Source organism: Mesorhizobium sp. M0633 (genome assembly GCF_040320645.1).
Taxonomy (GTDB): Bacteria; Pseudomonadota; Alphaproteobacteria; order Rhizobiales; family Rhizobiaceae; genus Mesorhizobium.
On record NZ_JAMYQC010000011.1, the window covers coordinates 89,980 to 113,425 of the forward strand.

General features: G+C 63.4%; 24 protein-coding genes. 10 read left to right on the forward strand and 14 right to left on the reverse strand.

All coding sequences use genetic code 11. The annotated features are described in order from the left end of the window. The first annotated feature begins 3 nt into the window (after positions 1-3). The 8 genes from NKI47_RS14365 (at position 4) to NKI47_RS14400 (ending at position 6,526) form a co-directional block, all read left to right on the forward strand. Positions 4-1,170 carry a diphosphate--fructose-6-phosphate 1-phosphotransferase gene (locus NKI47_RS14365; RefSeq protein ID WP_352590857.1) on the forward strand — a complete coding sequence of 389 codons (1,167 nt, stop codon included), beginning with the start codon at positions 4-6 and terminating at the stop codon, positions 1,168-1,170. Between the two features lie 16 nt (positions 1,171-1,186). Beyond that, entirely contained in the window at positions 1,187-1,912 is a 726-nt protein-coding gene (locus NKI47_RS14370; RefSeq protein ID WP_352590860.1) for an MBL fold metallo-hydrolase, read from the forward strand. A 357-nt stretch (positions 1,913-2,269) separates the two neighbouring features. Beyond that, positions 2,270-3,808: a DegQ family serine endoprotease gene (locus NKI47_RS14375; protein WP_352590863.1), complete on the forward strand. Its 1,539-nt coding sequence runs from the start codon at positions 2,270-2,272 to the stop codon at positions 3,806-3,808. A gap of 133 nt (positions 3,809-3,941) precedes the next feature. Continuing rightward, positions 3,942-4,553: a sulfite oxidase-like oxidoreductase gene (locus NKI47_RS14380; protein WP_352590866.1), complete on the forward strand. Its 612-nt coding sequence runs from the start codon at positions 3,942-3,944 to the stop codon at positions 4,551-4,553. After that, positions 4,550-5,296 carry an FAD-binding oxidoreductase gene (locus tag NKI47_RS14385; RefSeq protein ID WP_352590869.1) on the forward strand — a complete coding sequence of 249 codons (747 nt, stop codon included), beginning with the start codon at positions 4,550-4,552 and terminating at the stop codon, positions 5,294-5,296. Before NKI47_RS14380 ends, NKI47_RS14385 begins: the two co-directional genes overlap by 4 nt. 442 nt (positions 5,297-5,738) lie before the next feature. Then, positions 5,739-5,942: a DUF680 domain-containing protein gene (locus NKI47_RS14390; protein WP_352590872.1), complete on the forward strand. Its 204-nt coding sequence runs from the start codon at positions 5,739-5,741 to the stop codon at positions 5,940-5,942. Between the two features lie 71 nt (positions 5,943-6,013). Next, positions 6,014-6,220: a DUF680 domain-containing protein gene (locus NKI47_RS14395; RefSeq protein ID WP_352590875.1), complete on the forward strand. Its 207-nt coding sequence runs from the start codon at positions 6,014-6,016 to the stop codon at positions 6,218-6,220. Between the two features lie 66 nt (positions 6,221-6,286). Further along, positions 6,287-6,526, forward strand: coding sequence for a DUF680 domain-containing protein (locus tag NKI47_RS14400; RefSeq protein WP_352590877.1), 240 nt, complete (start codon positions 6,287-6,289; stop codon positions 6,524-6,526). Here NKI47_RS14400 and NKI47_RS14405 read toward each other — a convergent pair. From NKI47_RS14405 to NKI47_RS14430, 6 genes are all read right to left on the reverse strand, one after another. Next, complete coding sequence (locus NKI47_RS14405) at positions 6,523-6,735, reverse strand: hypothetical protein (protein ID WP_352590880.1); 213 nt, start codon at positions 6,733-6,735, stop codon at positions 6,523-6,525. The two genes, NKI47_RS14400 and NKI47_RS14405, sit on opposite strands and share 4 nt — an antisense overlap. Beyond that, positions 6,732-7,844, reverse strand: a complete 1,113-nt coding sequence (locus NKI47_RS14410) for an ABC transporter ATP-binding protein (RefSeq protein WP_352590883.1) — start codon at positions 7,842-7,844, stop codon at positions 6,732-6,734. Before NKI47_RS14410 ends, NKI47_RS14405 begins: the two co-directional genes overlap by 4 nt. 25 nt (positions 7,845-7,869) lie before the next feature. Then, complete coding sequence (gene bglA, locus NKI47_RS14415) at positions 7,870-9,534, reverse strand: beta-galactosidase BglA (RefSeq protein ID WP_352590886.1); 1,665 nt, start codon at positions 9,532-9,534, stop codon at positions 7,870-7,872. Between the two features lie 4 nt (positions 9,535-9,538). Continuing rightward, entirely contained in the window at positions 9,539-10,693 is a 1,155-nt protein-coding gene (locus tag NKI47_RS14420; protein ID WP_352590889.1) for a carbohydrate ABC transporter permease, read from the reverse strand. 1 nt (position 10,694) lies between these two features. Then, positions 10,695-11,708: a carbohydrate ABC transporter permease gene (locus tag NKI47_RS14425; protein WP_023680221.1), complete on the reverse strand. Its 1,014-nt coding sequence runs from the start codon at positions 11,706-11,708 to the stop codon at positions 10,695-10,697. Between the two features lie 227 nt (positions 11,709-11,935). Next, on the reverse strand, positions 11,936-13,291 hold the full coding sequence (locus NKI47_RS14430) for an ABC transporter substrate-binding protein (RefSeq protein WP_352452249.1): 1,356 nt from the start codon (positions 13,289-13,291) through the stop codon (positions 11,936-11,938). A 362-nt stretch (positions 13,292-13,653) separates the two neighbouring features. Here NKI47_RS14430 and NKI47_RS14435 point away from each other — a divergent pair, with 362 nt between their 5' ends. Further along, positions 13,654-14,676 (forward strand): substrate-binding domain-containing protein, encoded by a 1,023-nt coding sequence (locus tag NKI47_RS14435; protein WP_352590892.1) that lies wholly within the window; start codon positions 13,654-13,656, stop codon positions 14,674-14,676. A gap of 72 nt (positions 14,677-14,748) precedes the next feature. On the opposite strand, the gene NKI47_RS14440 is transcribed toward NKI47_RS14435, so the two are convergent. Then, positions 14,749-15,657, reverse strand: coding sequence for a LysR family transcriptional regulator (locus tag NKI47_RS14440; RefSeq protein ID WP_352590895.1), 909 nt, complete (start codon positions 15,655-15,657; stop codon positions 14,749-14,751). Between the two features lie 81 nt (positions 15,658-15,738). Between NKI47_RS14440 and NKI47_RS14445 the strand changes: the two genes are divergently transcribed. Next, positions 15,739-16,233, forward strand: a complete 495-nt coding sequence (locus tag NKI47_RS14445) for a DUF8737 domain-containing protein (RefSeq protein ID WP_352591039.1) — start codon at positions 15,739-15,741, stop codon at positions 16,231-16,233. A 5-nt stretch (positions 16,234-16,238) separates the two neighbouring features. On the opposite strand, the gene NKI47_RS14450 is transcribed toward NKI47_RS14445, so the two are convergent. From NKI47_RS14450 to NKI47_RS14480, 7 genes are all read right to left on the reverse strand, one after another. Continuing rightward, positions 16,239-17,678, reverse strand: a complete 1,440-nt coding sequence (locus tag NKI47_RS14450) for a S8 family serine peptidase (RefSeq protein ID WP_352590898.1) — start codon at positions 17,676-17,678, stop codon at positions 16,239-16,241. After that, complete coding sequence (locus NKI47_RS14455; protein WP_352590901.1) at positions 17,668-18,336, reverse strand: anti-sigma factor; 669 nt, start codon at positions 18,334-18,336, stop codon at positions 17,668-17,670. The genes NKI47_RS14450 and NKI47_RS14455 overlap by 11 nt, the downstream gene beginning before the upstream one ends. After that, entirely contained in the window at positions 18,333-18,896 is a 564-nt protein-coding gene (locus tag NKI47_RS14460; protein WP_352452243.1) for a sigma-70 family RNA polymerase sigma factor, read from the reverse strand. The genes NKI47_RS14455 and NKI47_RS14460 overlap by 4 nt, the downstream gene beginning before the upstream one ends. A gap of 133 nt (positions 18,897-19,029) precedes the next feature. Continuing rightward, positions 19,030-19,869, reverse strand: a complete 840-nt coding sequence (locus NKI47_RS14465) for an alkaline phosphatase family protein (protein WP_352590904.1) — start codon at positions 19,867-19,869, stop codon at positions 19,030-19,032. A 93-nt stretch (positions 19,870-19,962) separates the two neighbouring features. Beyond that, complete coding sequence (locus NKI47_RS14470) at positions 19,963-21,648, reverse strand: ABC transporter ATP-binding protein (RefSeq protein ID WP_023676216.1); 1,686 nt, start codon at positions 21,646-21,648, stop codon at positions 19,963-19,965. After that, complete coding sequence (locus NKI47_RS14475; RefSeq protein WP_352590907.1) at positions 21,648-22,472, reverse strand: ABC transporter permease; 825 nt, start codon at positions 22,470-22,472, stop codon at positions 21,648-21,650. The genes NKI47_RS14470 and NKI47_RS14475 overlap by 1 nt, the downstream gene beginning before the upstream one ends. Before the next feature lie 10 nt (positions 22,473-22,482). Further along, positions 22,483-23,442, reverse strand: coding sequence for an ABC transporter permease (locus tag NKI47_RS14480; protein WP_352590910.1), 960 nt, complete (start codon positions 23,440-23,442; stop codon positions 22,483-22,485). Positions 23,443-23,446: the final 4 nt, after the last annotated feature.

Below are 23,446 nucleotides of genomic sequence, written 5' to 3' on the forward strand. Positions count from 1 at the left end.
ACAATGGCCGGAACTTTTGTCATCGCGCAAGGCGGCGGCCCGACCGCCGTCATCAACCAGACCGTGGTGGGTGCTGCGCTCGAAATCCGCAAGCGGCATCCCGGCGCCAAGGTGCTGGGATCCATCCACGGCGTGCGCGGCATTCGTGACGGCAATTACGTCGATCTTTCCGCCATCCCCGAGGACCGCCTGCGGCTGATCGCGGCGACACCGAGCGCCGCGCTTGGTTCGACGCGCGACAAGCCGGATGCCGCCTATTGCGACCTCATCCTCAACGGCTTGAAGAACGCCGGCGCCGATGCCTTCATCTATATCGGCGGCAACGACACCTCGGGCACGCAGCAGATCCTCACCGACGCCGCCGGCGGCAAGATCGCCTTCGTCCACGCGCCGAAAACCATCGACAACGATCTCGAGGAGAACGATCACACGCCCGGCTTCATGTCGGCGGCCGAGTTCGTCGCCGGCGCGTTTCTTTCGGTCGATCTCGATTTCCGCGCTTTGCCGGGCATTTATGTCGGCATCGTCATGGGGCGGCATGCCGGCTTCCTGACGGCCGCGTCCGCGGCCTGGCAGCTCGATCAGGACAGCGGCCCGCATCTCGTCTACGTGCCGGAGCGGCCGTTCTCCGCGGCGGGCTTCATCGACGACGTTCGTGCAACGCTCGACCGCCACAAGCGCTGCATCGTTGCCGTCTCCGAAGGCGTCAGCACCGCCGACGGCAAAGCGCTGGTCGAAAGCCTGGTGCCGCCGGAAAGGCTGGAGCGCGACCAGCATGGCAACGTCAAGCTGTCGGGCAGCGACCTGCCGGCAGCCTTGGAGCGCGCGCTCGCCGAAGGATTGCCGGGCAAGCGGGCGCGCGTCGATGCGCTCGGCTATATGCCGCGCGGCTATGTCGGCGCCATCAGCGCGGTGGACGCGCAGGAGGCCTTCGATGCCGGTGCCTTCGCGGTCACGGTGGCCGACGAGGGCGGCGGTTCGGTGGCGCTGCAATATGACGGCAAGAAAACCGTGCTGAAGAAGGTGCCGCTGAAGAACGTCGCCGGCAAGACGCGCCATATGCCGGATGATTTCATGCTGCCGGATGTCAACCGGCTGTCCGATGCGGGGATGGCCTATCTGAAGCGGCTGGTCCCGCAAAAGTACAAGGTCGGCAAGCCGTTCGTCTGATGCCGGCCTTGATCTGATGGACAGCTGGTTCAGCAAAACCATCGTCGACGCCAAGACGACGATGCTGACCGAGCCCTTCGTGCACGAATTCGTGCGCGCCAACATCTGGCATCTGCGCGGCCGCGATGTCGACCTGCTGGTCGACACCGGCATGGGGATCTGCCCGCTGGCGCCGCAGATCGACACGCCGTCCGGCAAGCCGCTGCTCGTCGTCGCCACGCATATCCATCTCGATCATGTCGGCTCGCTGCACGAGTTTCCGTTGCGGGCAGGGCCGCGCCACAGCGCCGCACAGTTCGACAGCATGGATGAAGCGGTGACCTACGCCTACATGTTCCATGATCTGGAAGGCGCCGTCTCCAGGCTGCCGGCAAAGGGCTGGAAGGCGGCCGATTACAGGATTCAGCCGGCGCCTCTGGCCCGGACCCTGGACGAGGGCGATAGGATCGACCTCGGCGACCGCCAATTCCGCGTCCTGCATCTGCCCGGCCACTCTCCGGATTCGATCGCGCTGTTCGACGAGGCTGACGGCCTGTTCTTCGCCGGCGACGCCATCTACGACGCCATGCTGATCGACGACCTGCCGGATTCGGATCGTGCCGCCTATCGCCGCACGATGCAGCGCCTGCTCGAGCTGCCGATCCGGATCGGCCATGGCGGCCATGGACCGAGCTTCGACGGCAGGCGGATGCGCGAGATCGCCACCACCTATCTCAGCCGGACCGACCGGAAAGGCGAATAGGAGGCCTCGGCTGAGGCGGCGCAAATCTGAAGCGATTTGTCTTGCGCAGCTATTTTGTTCTTGCTTTGTGCCGGCAGCTATGCTAGTAATCTGGGTATGGTGCTGATTCGCCCCAACGACCCGCCGCAAGGCGGGTTTTTGTTTTCGGGTTTCGGCGCCAGCCCGGCAAGGCGGCTGCCAGCCGGAAATTAAATCTTCGTAATATTATCTGGAAACCACGATCGGCGCCCTAGATGCGGGGCTGTCGATCCGGTCGGCCGCCGTGCCAGGCGAGACAGGCAAGGCCGACACGCCGATAGAGCGTTCCGGTGACGGAACGCTGCGGCGCCCGATCAATCTCTCGCCCGGACAACGGCCATGTCACCAATCCAGACCCTTCGCAGACATCGCGTCGCCGCTCTGCTGGGCGCCGCGCTGATCGTCAGCCCCTTCGCCCTGCCCCTCGCTCCCAGGCTGAATGATGTCCTGGCGGCAACAGTGACCCCACCTGTCACCGGCATGACGGCGCCCAGCGGTTCATTCGCTCCGGTCGTGGCGGCCGACAAACCGGCAGTGGTGACCATCACGACGGTCATGAAAGTACAACAGCCGGACACCATGAGCGACGCCTCTCCCTTTGGCGGAACCTCGCCTTTCGACGATTATTTCCGCCATTTCTTCGATGACCAGGGACAGCCCGCCCCCAAAACACCGCCGGAACAGGCGCCGCGCACCGAGGCCCTCGGCTCAGGCTTCATCGTCGGCGCCGACGGCACCATCGTCACCAACAATCACGTCGTCGACGGCGCCCAGTCGATCAAGGTGACGCTCGACGACGGCACCGAGCTTCCCGCCAAATTGATCGGTCATGACGCCAAGAACGATCTTGCCGTGCTCATGGTCAAAGCCGGCAAGCCCTTGCCGACCGTCAAATGGGGCGATTCCGACAAGCTCATGCCGGGCGACCAGGTGCTCGCCTTCGGCAATCCTTTCGGCCTTGGCACCACGGTCACGGCCGGCATCGTCTCGGCCCGCGGCCGCGACCTGCATAGCGGGCCGTTTGACGACTTCATCCAGATCGACGCACCGATCAACCGGGGCAACTCCGGCGGCCCGCTGACGGATGTGAACGGCAATGTCGTCGGCATCAACACGGCGATCTTTTCGCCGAATGGCGGCAGCGTCGGTGTCGGCTTCGCCATCCCCTCGGACCAGGCGCAAAAGGTCGTCGCCAAACTGATGAAGGGCGGCTCCATCCAGTACGGTTATCTCGGCGTCCAGATCCAGCCGGTGACGCCTGACATGGCGAGCGCCATCGGCCTCGATCACGCAGCCGGCGTGCTGGTCGCGCAGGTCAGCGACGGATCGCCGGCCGCCAAGGCCGGCATCGAGACCGGCGACGTCATTACCAGTTTCGCCGGCCGCGACATAAAGGATCCAAGGGATCTGTCGCGCACCGTCGCCGACGTTGCGCCCGGCACGAGGGAAACCCTCAATGTCTGGCGCCAGGGGCAAAGCCTGCAGATCTCCGTCGAGGTCGGGCGCAACGAAGACGACATGGCAACGGGATCGGTGACCGGCGATCGGCGTCAGCCGTCGACGGAGCAGGGCCTTCGCGCACCGGCGCTCGGTCTCGGCCTGATGGACGTCACCCCGGATGTGCGCCAGGCAATGAACCTGGCAGGCAACCAGCACGGCGCGCTGGTCGAGCGCGTCGACCCGAACAAGGCGGCATCGGCTTCCGGCATCCAGCCCGGCGACATCATCGTCGCCGTCGACCAGCATCCGGTGAGGAACGCCAGGCAGGCTAACCAGGCGATTGTGCAGGCTGCCAAATCTGGCAAGAAATCGGTGCTGCTGCTTGTCGAGCGTGGCGACGCCCAGATGTTCGTCGCCGTCCCCTTCGCCAGTGGCTGAAGCGGGCGCCGCGCTGCCAAGATCGATGTAGAGCATTGCCGCCAGGCCGGAGCCAAGATTTCGGTTGCCCGCGCACGCGTCTTCGAGAAAACTGACAAAGGTCGATTGGACCTTGCGCAAACGGATATTCTCGATGGTTACCCGAGGCTTCTCTTCCGGACGAAAGCCGCCGACGGATACGGATGCACGTATCCCGCCGGGGCAATATCTCGAGCAAGGTTTCCCGGTCCTGTCGGCCGGCCCGACGCCGCATGTCCGCACCGAGGATTGGTCGTTTACGCTTAAGCACGGGCTGCGGCCGATCAAGAAGTGGAACTGGGCCGAGTTCAACGCGCTGCCCTTGACCAAGATGACGCGCGACATCCATTGCGTCACCGCATGGACCAAGTTCGACACGGCGTGGCAGGGCGTGCTCGTCGACGACATCCTTGCCGACGCCGGCATCGAGCCGCCCACCGCCTTCACGCTGGCGCTGGGTTTCGACGGCTATTCCACCAACGTGCCGACGAAGGATCTCACCGGCGGCAAGGCGATGGTGGCACTGCTTTATGAAGGCAAGCCGATCACTCCCGACCATGGCGGCCCGGCCCGGCTGCTCGTTCCGCATCTCTATTTCTGGAAATCGGCCAAATGGCTGAACGGGCTGCAGTTCACCGAGCGTGACGAGCCGGGTTTCTGGGAGTTGCGAGGCTATCATATCTATGGCGACCCGTGGCGCGAGCAGCGCTACACGAACGATCCATGAGCGACGCACCGGCGGCGCAGTCGCCCTGGCAGACGGTCACCATCACCCGCATCCAAAAGCGCACGCCGCGCGTCACCAGCTTTTTCCTGCAGCCGTCGCGGCCCTTCGTCTACCGTGCCGGACAGCATGTCGATGTCAGGTTGACAGCGCCGGACGGCTATCAGGCGCGCCGCTCCTACTCCATCGCCTCGGCGCCGGAGACCGGCGAGACCATCGAACTGGCGATTGAAAAACTCGAGGACGGCGAGGTCTCGCCGTTCTTTCACGAGATCGCGGCGGTGGGCGACGAGGTCGAATTGCGCGGGCCGCTCGGCGGCCATTTCGTCTGGTCCGACGGCGATGGCGGACCGCTCCTGCTCGTCGGCGGCGGGTCGGGCGTGGTGCCGCTGATGTCGATGGTCCGTCACCGGGCGATGCGGGGATCGCTGGTCGCCGCCGCCCTGGTGTTTTCGGCGCGGGTCTGGGACGAGGTGATCTTTCGCGACGAGCTGATCGACCTCGCCGAGCGCCGGGATGGCTTCGACCTGGTGCTGACGCTGACGCGCGAGCCGGCCCGCCGTCCGGCAGATCATGCGCGGCGGGTCGACGCCGCGATGATGGTGCAAGCCATGACGAGGCTGCCGGCGCCGCCGAAGCTCGCCTTCGTCTGCGGCTCGAACGCGTTCGTGACGGCCGCCGCCGAGGCGCTGATCGATGCCGGCGTTCCCGCGGCTCTCATCCGCACCGAACGCTACGGGGTCTGACCTGGTTCTGCTTGCCCGGTTGCTGCCTTCGCCGGCCGGCATAAGCGGGCCGAAAACCGGCAGAACGGTGAGGCCGCGTTTGGCCGAAATGGTTAACGATTCGACAAAGAACCTCGGCCGCGACTTTTATCGGTTTAAAAAATCGAACCGAACGGTTCGTTTCTGTTGACAATGCGTGCAGGACGCTGTGAACGCTGCCTCCCCAAGTCACCTTGCAGCCAGACCGATACTATGGGGTATCTAATTGATATTTAGCAATAAAATTGTGGCAAAGGGAATCTCTGGCACAATTTCAAGGTGTAGATTCTTGGTCCACACCAAACAACTTCGTGATTGGAAACTGGCCATCGCCTTTCCCACATCGGGGCTGTCCGAACGACGCGAATTCCTCCCAAGACACGCCGCTGGACGGACGGAAAAACTGAGATACTGGAGTACTAAAATGAAAAAGATCGCTCTTGCCGCCGTCGCCGTTTTGGCCATCACCGGCAGCGCCTTCTCTGGCAGCGACAACTTTGGTTCCAAGGGTGCGAACCAGCCTGCCGCTTCGGTCGACAGCTCGTATACGGCTTCCATTCAGAAGCCGGCTCCTGCTGACCAGCAGCCTGTCCAGGGCGCCGACCGTAACCTCTTCGGCAACAACTAACAGCCGATCCCAGCATCAGGGCGGCGGGCATATCCGCCGTCCGGGGATCTGAAAAATTCAGGAGTATTAAGATGAAAAAGATCGTTCTTGCTGCCGCCGCCGTGTTGGCCATCACCGGCAGCGCCTTCGCGGGCAGCGACAACTTTGGTTCCAACGGAGCCAACCAGCCCGCTGTCTCGGTCGACAGCTCCTACACGGCTTCCGTCAAGAGGTCGGACCAGGCTGAAAAGCAGCCGGTTGTCCAGGGCGCCGACCGTAACCTCTTCGGCAACAACTAACAGCCGATCCCACCATCAAGGCGGCGGCATGCCCGCCGCTTGATTCGAAAATCCAGGAGTATCCAAATGAAAAAGATTGTTCTTACCGCCGCCGCTCTCTTGATTGCCGCCGGCAGCGCTTATGCCCGCAACGACAATGTTGGCGGGACCGACATCAACAAGCAGTCGACCGTCAACGTCGACAAGACGCAGACGTATTCGGTGCGTGACAGCAACTCGCCGGTCTACAAGCTGCTGAATTCGTCTGGCGATGTGCCCAAGTCCGCGCCTCAGGGCGCCGACCGCAACCTCTTCGGCAACAACTAGAGCAATTCCAGGAAAAGTGTGAAACGGTTTTCCCGGGAAAAGCGCGTAGCGCTTTCCCTTGGGAATTGCGTCAAAACAAAGAGATAGAGCTGTTCGGCGTTCCGTGAAACGATGAACCGCTCTAACGGCCGAACTGGAATTCCAGACAAGAGCGGCGGGCCATGCCCGCCGCTCTTGTTTTTTGCATGGCGGAAGAACGCCTGCTTCAAGCCGCCTTTGCTTCTGCTTCATGGAGCGCGAAAGAGCGCCCGTCGGCGTCGAAAATATGCAGGTCGCCGGCGTCCGCCGTCAGCCGCAGCGTCGCTCCGCGCTTGACCTCGACATTGCCCGGCAGCTTGGTCACCAGCGGCAGGTCGGCGCGGCCGATGTCGACATAGACGAGCTGGACCTCGCCGAGCTGCTCGACGTAATCGACCGTCCCTTCGAACAAATAGTCGGCGCCGATGGCAATCATCAGATCCTCCGGCCGCACCCCGAAGCTCACCGCTGCGCCTTTCGCCGAGGCAGGCGTTGCGATCGGCACCGTTGCCTTGCGGCCGCCGACATGGCTGACGACCGTCGGGTTGCCGGTCTTGTCGATCGTCGCCGGCAGGATGTTCATCGCCGGCGAGCCGATGAACTGGGCGACGAACAGATTGCCGGGCCGCTTGTAGAGCTCCATCGGCGTGCCGACCTGTTCGATATGGCCTTCCTTCAGCACCACGATGCGGTCGGCCAGCGTCATCGCCTCGACCTGGTCGTGGGTGACGTAGATCATCGTTGTGGCCGGCATCGACTCCTTGAGCTTGGCGATCTCGATGCGGGTGGCGACGCGCAGCGCCGCGTCGAGGTTGGATAGCGGTTCGTCGAACAGAAAAACCTTGGGATTGCGCACGATGGCGCGGCCGATAGCGACGCGCTGGCGCTGGCCGCCCGACATCGCCTTGGGCAGACGGTCGAGATATTTGGTCAGCTGCAGGATCTCGGCCGCCTGGCGCACCCGCTTGTCGATCTCGGCCTTGCTTTCCTTGCCGATCTTCATCGAGAACGCCATGTTGTCGTAGACGGTCATGTGCGGATAAAGCGCATAGGACTGGAACACCATGGCGATGCCGCGCTTTGACGGCGGCACGTCGTTGACGATCTCGCCGTCGATCTTGAGCTCGCCCGAGGTGATCTCCTCCAGCCCGGCGATGCAGCGCAGCAAGGTCGACTTGCCGCAACCAGAGGGACCGACGAAGACGATGAATTCGCCCGACTTTATGTCGAGGTCGACGCCGTGCAGAATGTTGAGATTGCCATATGATTTCCTCACTTGCCTTAGCGTGACATCGGCCATGGTACCCTCCAGTTCTTCCTTGAATTCAGTCGATACGCCCGAACCAGGCGCCGTAGCCGCCGAGGCGGATAGTGCCGGCGCCAGTCTGTCCCGAAAACCCGTGTCCCGGCAAGGGCTGCAATGAGCGGCCGCCAAGATCGACTTCGGCAGGCTTTGCTCCGAGATTGAAGGCGCAGACGATCTGCTCGTTGCCTTCACGGCGGGTGAAGGCGACGGTGTCGCCCTCGCTTTCGATGAACTCGATATCACCCTTGGCCAGTGCCGGATGGGCGCGGCGGAAAGCCAGGAAGCGCCGGTAGTGCTCGAGCAGCGAGCCGTCGTCGCCTTGCTGCACATTGACGGCTTGCGCAAGGTGCTTGCTGGGCACCGGCAGCCAGGGCTTTGCCGTCGAGAAGCCGCCATTGCGGGCAGCGCCGTCCCAAACCATCGGCGTACGGCAGCCGTCGCGTCCCTTGAATTCAGGCCAGAAGCGGATGCCGTATGGGTCCTGCAGATCCTCGAAGCTGAGCTCGGCCTCGCTGAGCCCGAGCTCCTCGCCCTGATAGATACAGACCGAGCCGCGCAACGACATCAGCAGCGCCGAGATGACCTTGAGGTAGGCGGTCGGGTCGGGCTCGCCGGCTGCCCAGCGCGAGGCGGGACGCATCACGTCATGGTTGGAGAAGGCCCAGCACGACCAGCCGTCGCTGGCCACCTTGCCGAAGGTTTCCAGCACCGAGCGTACCTTTGCCGCGCTGATCTTCTCCGGCGCCAGGAAGTCGAAGGAGTAACACATATGCACGCGCTTGCCGCCGGCCGTATAGGCCGCCACCACTTCCAGCCCACGCTGCGAATCGCCGACCTCGCCAACCGCGGCCGTCGCCGGGTATTCGTCGAGCAAGGCGCGGAAGCGTTCGAGGAAGCCGAGGTTTTCAGGCCGGCTCTTGTCGTAGAGATGGTCCTGGTAGTTGTAGGGGTTGACTGCCGGCGCCGTCTGGTCGTTTCGCTGCTCGGGCGGCAGCGGCGGATTGTCTTCCAGGCCTTGGCTGTGGAAATAGAAATTGATGGTATCGAGGCGGAAGCCGTCGACACCGCGCTCCAGCCAGAAGCGGGTGACGTCGAGCAGCGCGTCCTGGACCGCGCGGCTGTGGAAATTGAGGTCGGGCTGCTCGGCCAAGAAATTATGCAGGTAATATTGCTGGCGGCTGGTGTCCCACTGCCAGGCCGAGCCGCCGAAGATCGACAGCCAGTTATTGGGTGGCGTGCCGTCCGGCTTGGCATCCGCCCAGACATACCAGTCGGCTTTTGGATTGCTCCGGCTCGACCGGCTCTCCTTGAACCAGGGATGGATGTCGGCGGTGTGCGAGAGCACCTCGTCGATCATCACCTTGAGGCCAAGCCGATGCGCCTCTGCGGTCAGCGCGTCGAAGTCGGCCAGCGTGCCGAACATCGGATCGACATCGCAATAATCCGACACGTCGTAGCCAAAATCCTTCATCGGCGATTTGAAGAATGGCGAGATCCAGATGGCGTCGACACCGAGCGAGGCGATGTAGGCCAGCCGGCCGATCATGCCCCTGAGGTCGCCGATGCCGTCGCCGTTCGAATCCTGATAGCTGCGCGGGTAGATCTGGTAGATCACGGCACCTCGCCACCAGTCGCGATCTATAGCGAGATCTGGCTTCGGGGTGGCCTTCAAAGCGGATTGCATGATCTCAACCTCCTTTCACCGAGCCGGCAAGCAGCCCGCGGACGAAATAGCGCTGCAGCGAGAAGAACACGATCAGCGGCACGATGATGGTGACGAAGGCCGATGTCGTCAGGATCTCCCAGTCGCCGCCGCGCGAGCCGAGCAACGCATTGAGCTTGGCGGTCAGTACGATCTGGTCGCCCTCGGTACCGAGGAAAACCATCGCCACCAGCAGATCGTTCCACACCCAGAGAAACTGGAAGATGGCGAACGAGGCCAGCACCGGGAACGACAATGGCAGCACGATCTTGACGAAGATCTCGAAATCGCTGGCGCCGTCGATACGCGCCGACTCCATGATCTCGCGTGGCAGGCCGGCGATATAGCTCCTCAGAAGATAGATGGCGAAAGGCAGGCCGAAGCCGGTATGCGCCAGCCAGATGCCGAGATAGGTCTTCGACGGCACGCCGAAGAAGCTGCCGACGCCGTTATAGAGCTTCAACAGCGGAATCAGCGACATCTGCAGCGGCACGACCAGGAGGCCGATGATGACGGCGATGAGCAGGGCGCGGCCGGGAAAGCGCATCCAGGCCAGCGCGTAGGCGGCGAACGCGGCGATCAGGATAGGGATGACGGTCGCCGGAATGGTGACGGTCAGCGAGTTCATGAAGGAGCGGCCGATGCCTTCCGAGAACAGCACCGTGTCGTAATTGTCGGTGGTGAATTTCGGCGGCGCCGACGAGGCGTAGTAGACGCGCTGGCCGCGTTCGCTTTCGAAAGCCTTCGGCGAGGTCGTGACGAAACTGCCGTCGGCATTGAGCTGCAGGGTCACGCCGTCGCCGAGATCGGCTGTCGTGCCGGCGGGATATTGCGTCGGCGCGGCCGACTTGACGCCAAAGGCGCTGATGTTGCGGGCCGGACCGTCGCCGAAGATATTGCCTTGCAGGACGAACTTGCCGTCCTTCTCGACCTGCGCCGAGGCTGGCGGCAGCCGGCCGGCTTCCGTCTGGCTGGAACTGGTGAACGAGTTCCACCAGCCCGAAGCGATGATCTGATCCTTGTCGCGCAGCGACGAGACCAGAATGCCGAGCGTCGGGATCGTCCAGATCGCAACGAAGATGAAGACGGCGATATGGACGCCGAAACGGCTGACAAAGGACTTTCCGGTCGACGCGGCCATCTCAATGTCCTTCCGTCTCTTTGTTCGCCTGGCGGATGTTCCAGACCATGATCGGAATGACCGCGATCATGATGATGATGGCGATGGTGGCGCCGCGGCCGAAATCGCCGCCGCCGCGGAACATCCAGTCGAACATCAGATTGGCCAACACCTGGCTGTTCCACTGGCCGTTGGTCATGGTCAGCACGATGTCGAAAACCTTCAGCACCAGGATGGTGATGGTGGTCCAGACCACGGCGATGGTGCCCCAGATCTGCGGCACCATGATCTTCCAGAAGATCTGGAAAGGGTTGGCGCCGTCGATGACGGCGGCTTCCAGCGTCTCTTCCGGAATGCCGCGCAAGGCCGACGACAGGATGACCATGGCAAAGCCGGTCTGGATCCAGATCAGGATGACCATCAGGAAGAAGTTGTTCCAGAACGGCAGCGAGATCCAGACCTGCGGCTGGCCGCCGAAATACTGGATGATGGCGTTGAGCAGACCGATCTGCGTCTGCCCGTCGCCGCGATATTCATAGATGAATTTCCAGATGACGCTGGCGCCGACGAACGAGATCGCCAGCGGCAGGAAGATCAGGCTCTTGGCGATGGTGCCCCACCAGATCTTGTCGGTGAGCACGGCGATGATCAGCCCGAGGAAGGTGCAGGCGGCCGGCACCACCGCCAGCCAGATGATGTTGTTGAGGATCGAGTTGCGGAACTCGCGGTCGCCGAACGCCCATTGATAGTTGGCCAAGCCGACGAAATGGGCGCCGCCGCGATCGAGGAACGACAGCCTCAGTGTCTCCACCACCGGGTAGATCAGGTAGATGGTGAGGATGATCATCGCCGGGCCGACGAACAGCCAGGGTCGGATCACCCCCTGCCGGCGCAGATTGTTAATCGCCGCCTTGCCGGAAACGCCGCGCGCCGGAAAGATCGTGTCGAGTGCCTTGTTGGCGCCCCAGAAATAGGCGACGCAGCCGCCCACGCCGATGATGATGACGAATATCGCCGAAAAAATCTGAGCCGCCATGGGTCCCTCCCCCTGCGCACGGATCCGCCAGTCGAGAATGGCTTTTGGCGACGGGATCATGCGCCGATTCAGTTGTCTGGAGCGCGACCAGCCGGAAAGCAGGTCACTGGGCGCGCGTCATGCCGGAATGCGTTGTGCTCACGACAATCGACGCGACGCCAACACCGGATAAGGTCCGGGCCGTTTGAGGCCCGGACCACATCACATTGGGAACTCAAGCCGGCCGCTTACTTGATCGCGTCCCAGCTTTTCTGGATGTCAGTGGCGACGTCCTGGGCGGACTTGCCGCCGACCAGGTCGATCATGCCGGTCCAGAACGCACCGGCGCCGATCTTGCCCGGCATCAGGTCGGACCCGTCGAAGCGGAAGGTCGAGGCGTTGGCCAGGATCTCGCCCTGCTTCTTCAGCGCGTCGCTAGCATAGGCGTCCTTGTTGACCGACTTGAACGGCGTCACGAAGCCGCCCTGTGCCATCCAGATCTCATGAGCGAGCGGCAGCTTCAGGAATTCGATGAACGCGCGGGCACTCTTGCTATCTTTAGTGATCATGGCCAGCGTGCCGGCGCCGAGCACCGGAGTGCCGAGCTCGGGCTTGGAGGCGTAGGGCGGGTAATAGAAGAAGTCGGCATCCTCGCCGATCTTGGTGCCTTGCGGGAAGAAGGTCGGGATGAACGATGCCTGGTGGTGCAGATAGCATTTCGGCGGCACCGAGAAGAGGCCCTTCGGGCTGTCACGGAAATCGGTCGCCGCAACCGCCTTGGCGCCGCCCTCGACCATCTTGTCGTCGGTCGCGATCTTGCCGAAAATGTCGATGGCGTTGACCACTGCCGGATCGTTGAACGGAATTTCGTTCTTAACCCATTTGTCGTAGGTCTCGGGCGTCTGGGTGCGCAGCATGATGTCTTCGACCCAGTCGGTCGCCGGCCAGCCGGTGGCGCCGCCCGAACCAAGCCCGATGCACCATGGCGTGCCGCCGTCGGCGATGATCTTCTTTTCGAGCTCGGCAAGCTCTTCCTGCGTCTTCGGCACCTTGTAGCCCGCTTCCTCGAAATTGTCCGGCGAGTACCAGACCAGCGACTTCACGTCGGCCTTATACGGAAAGGCGAAGAAGCCGGGCTTGCCGTCCTTGTCCTTGAACGTGCCGAGGTCGACCCAGGATTGGCCGGCGCCGTAATTGTCCTTGACCCAGTTGGCCGTGTCGTCGCCGAGCGGCGTCAAAAGGCCCTTCGATGCCAGATCCTGGATCAGGCCCGGCTGCGGCAGCACGGCAATGTTGGGCGGGCTGCCGGCCTGCGTGTCGATGACGATCTGCTGCTCGTAATTCTCCGACGAGGAGTACTTGATCTCGGCGCCGGTGGCTTCGGAGAAGTAATCGAGGACGGTGCGGATAAGCCCTTCGTCCTCGCCGCGCCACGGTCCGAAGATCGTCAGCGTCTCGCCCTTGAGGTCGACTTTCTTGAGCTCTTCGTAGTTCGCCCAGTTGAAACGGGGATCTTCGCCCGGCTTGAACTTCAATTCGGCTTGCGCCGGCATGGCGAGCGCAAGCGTGGCAAACGCAGCGCCCAGCAGAAGCATTTTCTTCATCGGTATTCCCTCCCAGTGGTGACAAACACCGAACGAAACCTCCATTCCGTCCGCCGGCGCTGCAGGACTGTGACTCAGTCGGAAAGGAACTGCAACCTTTCGTAGAGTCTTCCAAAGCGCTTTGGTGATTTTGATCTCGCCACTGAATTGATCGCGAGTCAAGAGGAAGCCAAGCTAATCGATTTAATTTCTGCGGTCGAGTGCCAGCGAAAGTGCGCTGCAGCACAGTTTTCTGGCGGTGCAGCAGCAAATTCGGCTTCAAACCGGTCCGAACCGTGCGTATGGTCAGTGCGCTCGGCAACGCGGTTCGTAGCAGCCAGCTCGATTCAGATTAAAAGCGCTTTGAGGTTTGGAGGCCTCCGGTGAACCTCAAGCAGCTCTCCCATGTGCTGGCGCTTTCGCAGACCACGGTCAGCCGCGCATTGAACGGCTACCCGGAAGTCAACGAGGAAACGCGCCGGCGGGTGGTCGATGCCGCCAAGCGTCACGGCTATCGCCCCAATCCGAGCGCCCGCCGGCTGGCGACCGGCAAGACCGGCATGATCGGCTATGTGCTGCCGACGGGGACGACCGTCGACATCGACCCGCATTTCGTCGAGTTCCTGTCCGGCCTCGGCGACTATGCGCGTTCGCACGAGCTCGACCTGGTGCTGTCACCGGCCGATGCCGACGACCAGGAGACGACGTACCGCCGCATTGTCGCCAACCGGCAGGTCGACGCGGTCTATATCTCGTCGCCGAGGCCGGCCGACCGGCGGGTGGCGCTGGTCAATACGCTCGGCATTCCTTTCATCGTCCATGGCCGCAGCGAAGGCTTCGATTTCGACTATCCGTTCACCGACATCGACAATGAGGGCGCCTTCCACGAGGCGGCGCGGCTACTCGTTCAGCTCGGTCATAGGCGTCTGGCGCTGATCAATGGCGACGATCGCGAGACCTTCGCCATCCATCGCGAGCGCGGCGTGCGCCGCGCGCTTGCGGCGAGCGGCCTGGTGCTTCGTGATCAGCATGTCTGTTCGCTCACCATGACCGAGGAGAACGGCTACCGCGCCGCCCGGCGCTTGCTGGAACAAAGCGACGCGCCGACGGCGATCGCCTGCTCCAGCCTGATCATGGCGCTCGGCGTGGTGCGCGCGGTGCGCGATCTCGGCCTGACCATTCCGGGCGACCTGTCGCTGATCGCCCATGACGACGTCTTTCCCTGGCTGAAGCCGGAAAATTTTTCGGTGCCATTGTCGACGACGCGTTCGTCGATCCGCCTCGCCGGCGCGCGCATCGCCGAACGGCTGGCGGCGCGGATTTCCGGCCTGGAGGAGGGCGCTCGCGGCGAAGTCTGGCCGGTCGACCTGGTGGTCAGGGGATCGGTCGCCGGCGCGCCGGCCTAGAGGCAATCACTCTGAACGGCCGAGGTCGACTCTTGGCGGCTGTTGGCCAGCACCAGCGAGTGCGTCCTGGTCTCAGGCCGCGGATTTGAGGTGATCGATGAAGGCGCGCAGCTTCGGCAGGACTTGGCGCTTGCCGGGATGATAAAGGAAGACACCCGGCGTCGTCGTGGCGACGCTGTCCAGCACCGACTGGAGTTTTCCTTCGGCTATCAGACCTTCGGCGAGTGGTCGCGGTGTCTGCGCCAGCCCGACGCCCCGCATCGCAGCCCCGACCAATGTCGAATAGTCGTGCGCAATCAGCGGGCCTGAGACGACCGCTTCGATTGCGCCGTTGCCGTCGATGAAGGACCAGGGCGCGATAGCGCCATTCGAGCGGCGCAAGCGTAAGCAGGCATGGTGGCGCAAGTCGTCGACACGCTCGGGACGGCCGTAGCGCTCGAGATAGTCAGGGCTGCCGACGACCACGAACGAGAACGGCGGGGTCAGCCGCACCGCGACCATGTCGGCGGCGATGAGCTGGCCGAGGCGGATACCGGCATCGAACCCGCCGGTCGCCAGATCGACCATCTGGTCGCTCACGGCGATCTCCAGTTCGATCTCAGGATAGGCTTGGCAGAACGACGCGAGCAGCGGCTCCAGCATCAGCGGCACGATGGCGCGGGGCACAGACAGGCGCAGCAGACCGGTCGGCCGCTGGCCGATATCGCGGGCAGCCTCGCCGGCCGCGACGATCTCCTCGAATGCAGGGCCGGCCCGGTCGAGGAATCGCTGGCCAGGCTCGGTTAAACCAACGCTCCGCGTCGTGCGGACGAACAGCGGCGTGCCCAGGCGGGCTTCCAGCGCGCGCACCGCTTGGCTCACGGCGGATGGCGTCACGCCGAGATCGGCGGCGGCACGGCGGAAGTTACGGCGCCTGGCGACGGCCAGGAACGCCTCGATGCCCTCCAGCGCACCATGTCGGACTGTGTAGTTCTGCTTCATAGGTTGTTGTGATTACACCGGATAGTCGAATTGCGGTAGCGGGCTTAAAGCCGCGTGAATCAACTGTTGAGAGAAGGCCAAATGTCCACGGAAATGGTGTTCCAAACCCATCTTGCTCTCGGCTATGTCGCGTGGCTGCTTTGCTTCGGCGCGTACGGTTTGCCGTGGCTCAGGTCGATGGACCGGGTCGCGGCGCAACGCGCCATCGCCACGCTGCACAGCTTCCGCTTCTTCGGGCTCGTCTTCATGGTTCCAGGTGTCGTAAGCCCCAATCTGCCCACCGACTTCGCCGTATTCGCCGCCTACGGCGATTTCGCGACTGGCGTGCTGGCCATGCTGGCGCTGCTCACGGTGAGGATACGCCCGCTCTTCTGGCCGTTGGTCGTCGCCTTCAATGTCGCAGGGACGGTCGACCTCATCGTCGACTATTACCACGCCATTCAGATCGGCCTTCCTGCACGCGCAGGCGAACTGGGCGCCACCTACGCGATCCCGATCATCTACGTACCGCTGCTGATGATAACGCACATCGCCGCATTCTATTTTCTGCTACGTCCTCAGCAAAACGCGACTTGAGCGGGCTATTCCTTCGCCGCCTCGGCCGCCTTGGTATTCAGCAGGCCAAAGCCGAAATCATTGTCCCGCCCCTTCGCGCCGAGATCCCTTGCGGTGACGGCAAGTGCTTTCTCGACCCAGTCGGCCGAACGGTCGGGTGCGGCATGGAACAGGTTGGCGACGGCGCCGGTCACGATCGCTGCGGCGAAGGACGTCCCGGTCACCACGTCCGAGCCGGCGCCGCTCGGCGCCACCATCTCGACGCCGGGAGCGGAGATGAAGACATAGGCGCCGCGATTGGCCTGCGGCATCAGCCCGTCCTTGGCATCGGTGGCCGTCACCGCCATCACGCCGTCGAAGGCGGCCGGATAACCATAGGGCGCCTTCGGTCCGTTATTGCCGGCGGCCGCAACCAGCACGATGCCAAACGCGCGCGCATTGCGGCAGGCGATGCCGAGCAGGTCGTTCTTCGGACCGACGAAGCTCATATTGATGATGCGGACATCCTGCTCCGCCGCCCAGTCGAGCGCCGAAAGGATGACGTCCATGGTCGACTTGCCGCCCTCGAAGGCGCGGGCGTGATAGATCCTGGCACCCGGCGCCATGCCTTTGAACGCGCCGGTGCCGGCAATCAGTCCATCGACCGAAGTGCCGTGGTCGCGCGCCTTGATCGGCACGTCGGGCATGGCATCGAACTGCCCGGCGATGACGCCGGAGAGCGCCGGATTGCCGTCATCGATGCCGGTGTCGATGACGCCGACGCGCACATTCTCGCCGCTGGCTTTGTCGGCATCGAGCGCAATGCGCTCGAACGCATAATTGACGATGCTGGCCGCCTGCTGCAGCGAGTAGACGTGGTTGGCCTCACGCCGCAAAGTACGGCCGTCGGCGGCAAGTTGCGCCAGCACGACGCCGACCGGGCGGCCATCGGGAATGCCGAAGCGCACCAGCGTGTTGCCGAGCAGCCGCGACTGCCGCTGCGAGCGTATCTCGAGGCCGAACGAGGCCGCGATCTGCTGGACCGCGCCGGCATCGCCATTGACCGTGACCAGCACCTCGTCGGGCACGAAATCGCCGATCACGGCGCGCGGCGGCTCGGTTGCGACAAGATCGGTGGGTGCTACGACCGGACCGCCCGGCGCGGCAGCCTGTATTGCCGGCGCGACGGCGGGTGGGGTTGCAGTATTGCCAGGAGGTATAGGCGCCTCGGTGACTACGGCAGGATTGGGGAACAGGTCGAAAATCAAGTCCGGAAGAAACACCGCGCCCGTTATTCCAGGAGCCAGCGCTTTGCCGCCATCCTTCACGGCGCCGCCATCCTTGGCGCAGTCGGCGTTGGCAGCATTTCCCCGGTTCAGGCAGTCGATCTCAGCCTGGGTGAGGTTCGGGTCATTGGTCTGCGCCATTGCGGACGCGGCGAAGATTGTCATCGCTGCCGTCAATCGAATGACCGCCTTAGCCGCCATCAGCCGGTTTCCTTCCCTCCAGCGCAGCTTCGGTGAAAGGCTGGGCGGCAATAAGGCCAAGCAGCTTCTGATAGTCGGCGGCGGTCTTGGCCGGAACGCCGAGGCGGAAGACACCGTCGGCGGTCGGCCCGCCGGCGATCTTCAACTGGTTCTGGTCGAGAAAAGCGATGATGTCGGACAGCTTCGCATCCGGTTTGAACTTCACAAGGGCAAACGGCATTTTGGCCAGATCGTCCTCCGATCCGGCAATCTCGAAATCGCCACCTCTGTTGCCGGTCTGCACAAAGGATTGCGCTACGACCAGGGCCAGCAGCACCGCGGCCGCGGCCCAGGCGACGCCGGCGGGCACCGCCATGAAGCGGCTCCAGGCTTGCGCCAGCCAGGACGATGCCGCAGGCGCGCGGGACGGGCCGGCCTCGGCGTCGAGCGCCTTGGCAAAGCGGCTGAGCGCATCGGCCGGCGGGCGGATTGCCTCGTTTGCGGCAGCGGTGCCGGAGAATTCGGCCTCGGCCTCGCCTAGTGCGGCCATCGCCGCCGGATCGCTCGCCAGCCATTCCTCGATGGCTTCGAGCTCGGTGCCCTCCAGCGAGCCGTTCAGATAAAACGGCAGCAGCATTTCCATTTCGTCGCGGCGTGACATTTTTTCAGCGGCGCTCATGGCCACCCCCTGTCGTAACCGGCGGCCTTGAGGGCTTCGCCGAGTTTCTTGCGGGCGTAGAACATCCTGGTCTTGACGGTTGCGACCGGGATGCCGAGTACCTCGCCGATCTCGCTCACCGATTGCCCGTGATAATAGGCAAGGTCGATCACCGTGCGGTGCTCTTCCGGCATGGCATCGATAAAGCGTCGCAAGGCGGCGGCCTTGTCTTCCTTCATCGTCACGACTTCCGGCGTGTCGGCGCCGTCGGCGACCTGGGCCGCGTCATCGTCGTCGATCCAGTCTTCCTTCTTCTTGCGCAGCAGGGACAGCGCCTTGAAGCGGGCAATGCCGAGCAGCCATGTCGAGACCTCCGAGCGCCCCTCGAAGGCCGGTGCCTGCCGCCAGAGTTCGAGGAACACCTCGTTCGCGATATCGTCGGCCATCAGTTCCGATCCCGTCTGGCGTGCCACGAAGCGGTAGACCCGCGCGTGGTGGCGCATGAAGAGGAGCCGCACGGCGGCACGGTCGCCTTTCGCGACCCGCTCGACAAGCGCGCGATCGGTCTCCGCGGCCGTCATCGCCGGTCGAGCCGCCTGGCTCCTGCCTGCTCTGTCGCTGATCGGCCCAAAAAGGTTCACCGCATCCGCCCGTATATTTGCGGAGGCTAACTGAAGAGCGGGAGCGTTGCCAGAGGGAGAAGAGGGCGCGCGCTCAGCTCAGGAACGGCTTTGCCTTCATTGTCGCCGGCACCGGCACGCCGAGGCGCGCAAGCACCGTCGGCGCGAGCTGCAGCTGATCGAGCAGCGTATTGGCTTCCGGACCCTCGCCGGATCCGAAGTAGTAAAGTGCGAAATCCTGCATCTCCTCGTCGTGGCCGCCATGATGGCCGCGATCGGTCTGGCCATGATCGGCGGTGACGATCACCTCGTAGCCGGCTTCCCGCCAGCCTGGCAGAAAGCCGGCGAGCATGGCGTCCATTGCATAGACGGCATGATCCATCTCGTGGCAGTCATGGCCGAAGCGGTGGCCCATCGAGTCCAGAGTACAGCTGTGCAGGATGCCGTAGTCGATGCCGTATCGCCTGGTCAGCATGGTCAACGTCGCGAACAGGTCGACGTCGCTCGGCGTCATCTGGTTCCTGGCATTGTAGCCGGTCATGGTGTGGAACCGGCCATGGCTGATCGGCCTGCCCGGCTGGTCGAACTCCATGTCCTCGACCAGGTCGAACGGATAGGCCCGAAAGAATTCGGACCAGTAGGAGTGGGTGACCGCACCGGTCTTGCCGCCGGCCCTGCTGACTTCGGAAAAGATGTCCGGCTGTTCGACGCGAAACCGGTTCTCGTTGGACAGGATGCCGTGCACTTGAGGCGGCACGCCGGTGTGGATCGAGGCATAGCAGGATGCCGAGGTCGACGGCAGCACGGAGCGCATCTTCCACACGCGGGCTTCGCCTGATTGCACCCAGCCTTCGAGATTGCCCATCAGCCGTCGCCAGTTCCGGTAAGGCACGCCGTCGAGGATGATGAGCAATAGTTTTGTGTTGAGCGCCAAGGGCGCCTCCATGCGGCTTAATCGGAAAAGTCAGGGCGGGCCTGCCGTTCAATCCACGCCCGGACAGGATCGTCGGGCGCAAAGGGCGGCCCGCTAGTTCCCCGCGCTGGCCATGCGCCGTCCCTTGATCGCTTTCTCTAGCCAGCCGATCTCCATTTCTGGCACCGACGATAGCAAAAGATCGGTGTAGGCATCGAAGGGTGGCGTCAGCACGGTGCTCTTGGCGCCGTAGCGCACCACTTCGCCGCGATACATCACGGCGATTGAATCGGCGATCGACTTGACCGTGGCCAGGTCGTGGGTGATGAACAGATAGGCGACGTTTTCCTCTTTCTGCAGCCCGAGGAGCAGCTCCAGTATGCCGTGGGCGACCAGCGGATCGAGCGCCGAGGTCACCTCGTCGCAGATGATCAGCTTCGGCTTTGCGGCGAGCGAGCGGGCGATGCAGACGCGCTGCTTCTGGCCGCCCGAAAGCTCGGCCGGATAGCGGTCGACATAGCCTTTGCCCATTTCGATCTTGTCGAGCAGTTCCGCGACACGGGCGTCACGTTGCCTTCCGCGCAGACCGAAATAGAATTCCAGCGGCCGGCCGATGATGGTGCCGACCGTCTGGCGCGGGTTCATCGCCACGTCGGCCATCTGGTAGATCATCTGCAGTTGGCGAAGATCCTCTTTCGGCCGGTCGGCAAGCCGGTTGGCGAGCGGCCGTCCGTCGAAGGTGACGGTGCCTTGTTCGGGCGGCAAGAGGCCGGTGATGGCGCGCGCCAGTGTCGATTTGCCGGAGCCGGACTCGCCGACCACCGCCAGCGTCTGGCCGGGGAAAATATCGATCGAGACGTTCTTCAGCACCTTGATGTGACTGCGGCCATAGGCGGCGGTGATGTTCTTGACCGACAGGAACGGGCTCGTGCCAGGCTTCTGCTCCTGGTGTTCGATCTCATGCACCGAAACCAGCGCGTTGGTGTATTCCTGGCGCGGCTCCTTGATGATCTGGCGGGTGCCGCCCCATTCGACCAGCCGGCCGTGGCGCAGCACCATGATCTCGTCCGAGACCTGGGCGACGACGGCAAGGTCGTGAGTGATGTAGAGCGCCGCGACATGCGTGTCGCGGATGGCATCCTTGATCGCCGCCAAGACGTCGATCTGCGTCGTCACGTCGAGCGCCGTGGTCGGCTCGTCGAAGACGATCAGGTCGGGTTCCGAGCACAGCGCCATTGCCGTCATCACGCGCTGCAGCTGACCGCCCGAGACCTGGTGGGGGAAGCGCTCGCCGATGCTTTCGGGGTTCGGCAGGCTGAGCTTCTTGAACAGCGCCACGGCGCGCTTTTCGGCTTCGGCCCGCGTCGCCGTGCCGTGCAGGAGTGCTGCCTCGACCACCTGGTCCATCAGCCTGTGCGCCGGATTGAAAGCGGCTGCCGCCGATTGCGCGACATAGCAGACCTCGCGGCCGCGCAATTTGCGAAACCCTTCGTTGCCGCCCTTCAGGATGTCGCGGCCATTGAGGATGACCTCGCCGCCGGTGATGCGCACGCCGCCGCGGCCGTAGCCCATCGACGACAGGCCGATGGTCGATTTGCCGGCGCCGGACTCGCCGATCAGGCCAAGCACCTTGCCCTTCTCCAGCGTCAGCGAGACATCGTGCACCAGCACGATGTTCTTCGGCGCCTCACCCGGCGGATATACCGTGGCCTCGATGCGCAGATTGCGAATGTCGAGCAGCACGCCGGACTTCGGTTGCCCGGGCTTCGGTTGCCCGGGCTTCGGTTGCTTGTCAGCCATTACCCGCGTCCTCCCTTCAGGCTTGTCGTGCGGTTGAGCACCCAGTCGGCGACCAGATTGACGGAAATCGCCAGTGCGGCGATCGCCGCCGCCGGAATGAGGGCGGCGGCTATGCCGAAGACGATGCCGTCCTTGTTTTCCTTGACCATGCCGCCCCAATCGGCGCTAGGCGGCTGCACGCCAAGGCCGAGGAAGGAGAGCGTCGACAGGAACAGTACGGCATAGATGAAACGCAGGCCGAGTTCAGAAACCAGCGGCGACAGCGCATTGGGCAGGATCTCGCGGAAGATGATCCAACCGCTGCCTTCGCCGCGCAGCTTGGCCGCCTCGACATAATCCATGACGTTGATGTCGACGGCGACCGCCCTCGACAGGCGGTAGACGCGGGTCGAATCCAGAACGCCCATGACCAAGATCAGCGTCACCAAATTGGATGGCAGCACCGACAGCACGACAAGCGCCATAATCAATGTCGGGATCGACATCAGGAGATCGACGAGACGCGACAGAAGCGTGTCGAACCAGCCGCCGAACACCGCGGCCGAGAAGCCGAGGATGGCACCGAGCGAGAACGACAGCGCCGTCGCCAGCACCGCGATGAACAGGGTGATGCGGGCGCCGTAAATCATGCGCGACAACAGATCACGGCCGAGATTGTCGGTGCCCAGCCAATGCGTCGCCGACATTGGTTCCCAGACATCGCCGATGATCTCGCCATTTCCATGCGGCGCGATCCATGGCGCGAAGATCGCCGCCAGCACGAACAATGCCGTCAGCACTAGCCCGATCAGCGCCGGGATGGGGATGCGTTTTATGACGAGCATACCCGCCCCCTCATTTCGGATGTCTGAGGCGCGGGTTGGCGACGATCGCCGCTATGTCCGCGATGATGTTCAGGCTGATGTAAACGGCGGCAAAGATCAGCCCCACCGCCTGCACCACCGGCACGTCGCGCTTGGTGACGTGGTCGACGAGATACTGCCCCATGCCTGGATAGACGAAGATCACTTCGACGACGACAACGCCGACGATCAGGTAGGCGAGGTTGAGCATGACGACGTTGATGATAGGTGCAATCGCATTGGGAAAGGCATGCCTGCGAATGACGGCGAAGGCCGACAGCCCCTTGAGCTCCGCCGTCTCGACATAGGCAGACTGCATGACGTTGAGGATCGCGGCGCGCGTCATGCGCATCATATGGGCGAGCACCACCAGGGTCAGCGCCGCCGCCGGCAGCGTGATCGCCAGAATGCGTTCGCCGAAAGGCATTCCGTCATAGACGGTCGAGATGCCCGGGAAGATCTGGTACTTCACGGCGAAGAAATAGACGAGCACATAACCGATGAAGAATTCGGGAAAGGACGTCGAGGCGAGCGCCAATCCGGAAATCAGTTTGTCGACCCAGCCATTGCGGTAGCGCACTGCGATCAGGCCGAGGATGATCGCCAGTGGCACCGCCACGATCGCCGCCCAGAAGGCGAGGAACAACGTATTCCACAGCCGCCCCTTGATCGAGGTCGCAATATCTTGCCCGCTCGACATCGCCGTGCCGAGATTGCCGGTGAGCACGCCGCCGAGCCAGCGGAAATAGCGGATATAGGCCGGATCGTTGAGACCGAGCTGCTCGCGCAGATTGGCGAGCGACTGCGGGGTCGCCGACTGTCCGAGGATAGCTTGCGCGACGTCGCCGGGCAGGATTTGGGTGCCGGCGAAGATCAGGACCGAAACGGCCAACAGCAGCAGAATGCCCAGCGCGATGCGCTGGGCCACAAGTTTCACGATGGGTGAGGACATATCC

Excerpts from the sequence above, each read along its gene's own strand:
- NKI47_RS14365 (WP_352590857.1), top strand. The coding sequence starts at position 4 with ATGGCCGGAACTTTTGTCATCGCGCAAGGCGGCGGCCCGACCGCCGTC.
- NKI47_RS14370 (WP_352590860.1), top strand. The coding sequence starts at position 1,187 with ATGGACAGCTGGTTCAGCAAAACCATCGTCGACGCCAAGACGACGATG.
- NKI47_RS14375 (WP_352590863.1), top strand. The coding sequence starts at position 2,270 with ATGTCACCAATCCAGACCCTTCGCAGACATCGCGTCGCCGCTCTGCTG.
- NKI47_RS14380 (WP_352590866.1), top strand. The coding sequence starts at position 3,942 with ATGGTTACCCGAGGCTTCTCTTCCGGACGAAAGCCGCCGACGGATACG.
- NKI47_RS14385 (WP_352590869.1), top strand. The coding sequence starts at position 4,550 with ATGAGCGACGCACCGGCGGCGCAGTCGCCCTGGCAGACGGTCACCATC.
- NKI47_RS14390 (WP_352590872.1), top strand. The coding sequence starts at position 5,739 with ATGAAAAAGATCGCTCTTGCCGCCGTCGCCGTTTTGGCCATCACCGGC.
- NKI47_RS14395 (WP_352590875.1), top strand. The coding sequence starts at position 6,014 with ATGAAAAAGATCGTTCTTGCTGCCGCCGCCGTGTTGGCCATCACCGGC.
- NKI47_RS14400 (WP_352590877.1), top strand. The coding sequence starts at position 6,287 with ATGAAAAAGATTGTTCTTACCGCCGCCGCTCTCTTGATTGCCGCCGGC.
- NKI47_RS14410 (WP_352590883.1), bottom strand. The coding sequence starts at position 7,844 with ATGGCCGATGTCACGCTAAGGCAAGTGAGGAAATCATATGGCAATCTC.
- bglA (WP_352590886.1), bottom strand. The coding sequence starts at position 9,534 with ATGCAATCCGCTTTGAAGGCCACCCCGAAGCCAGATCTCGCTATAGAT.
- NKI47_RS14420 (WP_352590889.1), bottom strand. The coding sequence starts at position 10,693 with ATGGCCGCGTCGACCGGAAAGTCCTTTGTCAGCCGTTTCGGCGTCCAT.
- NKI47_RS14425 (WP_023680221.1), bottom strand. The coding sequence starts at position 11,708 with ATGGCGGCTCAGATTTTTTCGGCGATATTCGTCATCATCATCGGCGTG.
- NKI47_RS14430 (WP_352452249.1), bottom strand. The coding sequence starts at position 13,291 with ATGAAGAAAATGCTTCTGCTGGGCGCTGCGTTTGCCACGCTTGCGCTC.
- NKI47_RS14440 (WP_352590895.1), bottom strand. The coding sequence starts at position 15,657 with ATGAAGCAGAACTACACAGTCCGACATGGTGCGCTGGAGGGCATCGAG.
- NKI47_RS14445 (WP_352591039.1), top strand. The coding sequence starts at position 15,739 with ATGTCCACGGAAATGGTGTTCCAAACCCATCTTGCTCTCGGCTATGTC.
- NKI47_RS14450 (WP_352590898.1), bottom strand. The coding sequence starts at position 17,678 with ATGGCGGCTAAGGCGGTCATTCGATTGACGGCAGCGATGACAATCTTC.
- NKI47_RS14455 (WP_352590901.1), bottom strand. The coding sequence starts at position 18,336 with ATGAGCGCCGCTGAAAAAATGTCACGCCGCGACGAAATGGAAATGCTG.
- NKI47_RS14460 (WP_352452243.1), bottom strand. The coding sequence starts at position 18,896 with ATGACGGCCGCGGAGACCGATCGCGCGCTTGTCGAGCGGGTCGCGAAA.
- NKI47_RS14470 (WP_023676216.1), bottom strand. The coding sequence starts at position 21,648 with ATGGCTGACAAGCAACCGAAGCCCGGGCAACCGAAGCCCGGGCAACCG.
- NKI47_RS14475 (WP_352590907.1), bottom strand. The coding sequence starts at position 22,472 with ATGCTCGTCATAAAACGCATCCCCATCCCGGCGCTGATCGGGCTAGTG.
- NKI47_RS14480 (WP_352590910.1), bottom strand. The coding sequence starts at position 23,442 with ATGTCCTCACCCATCGTGAAACTTGTGGCCCAGCGCATCGCGCTGGGC.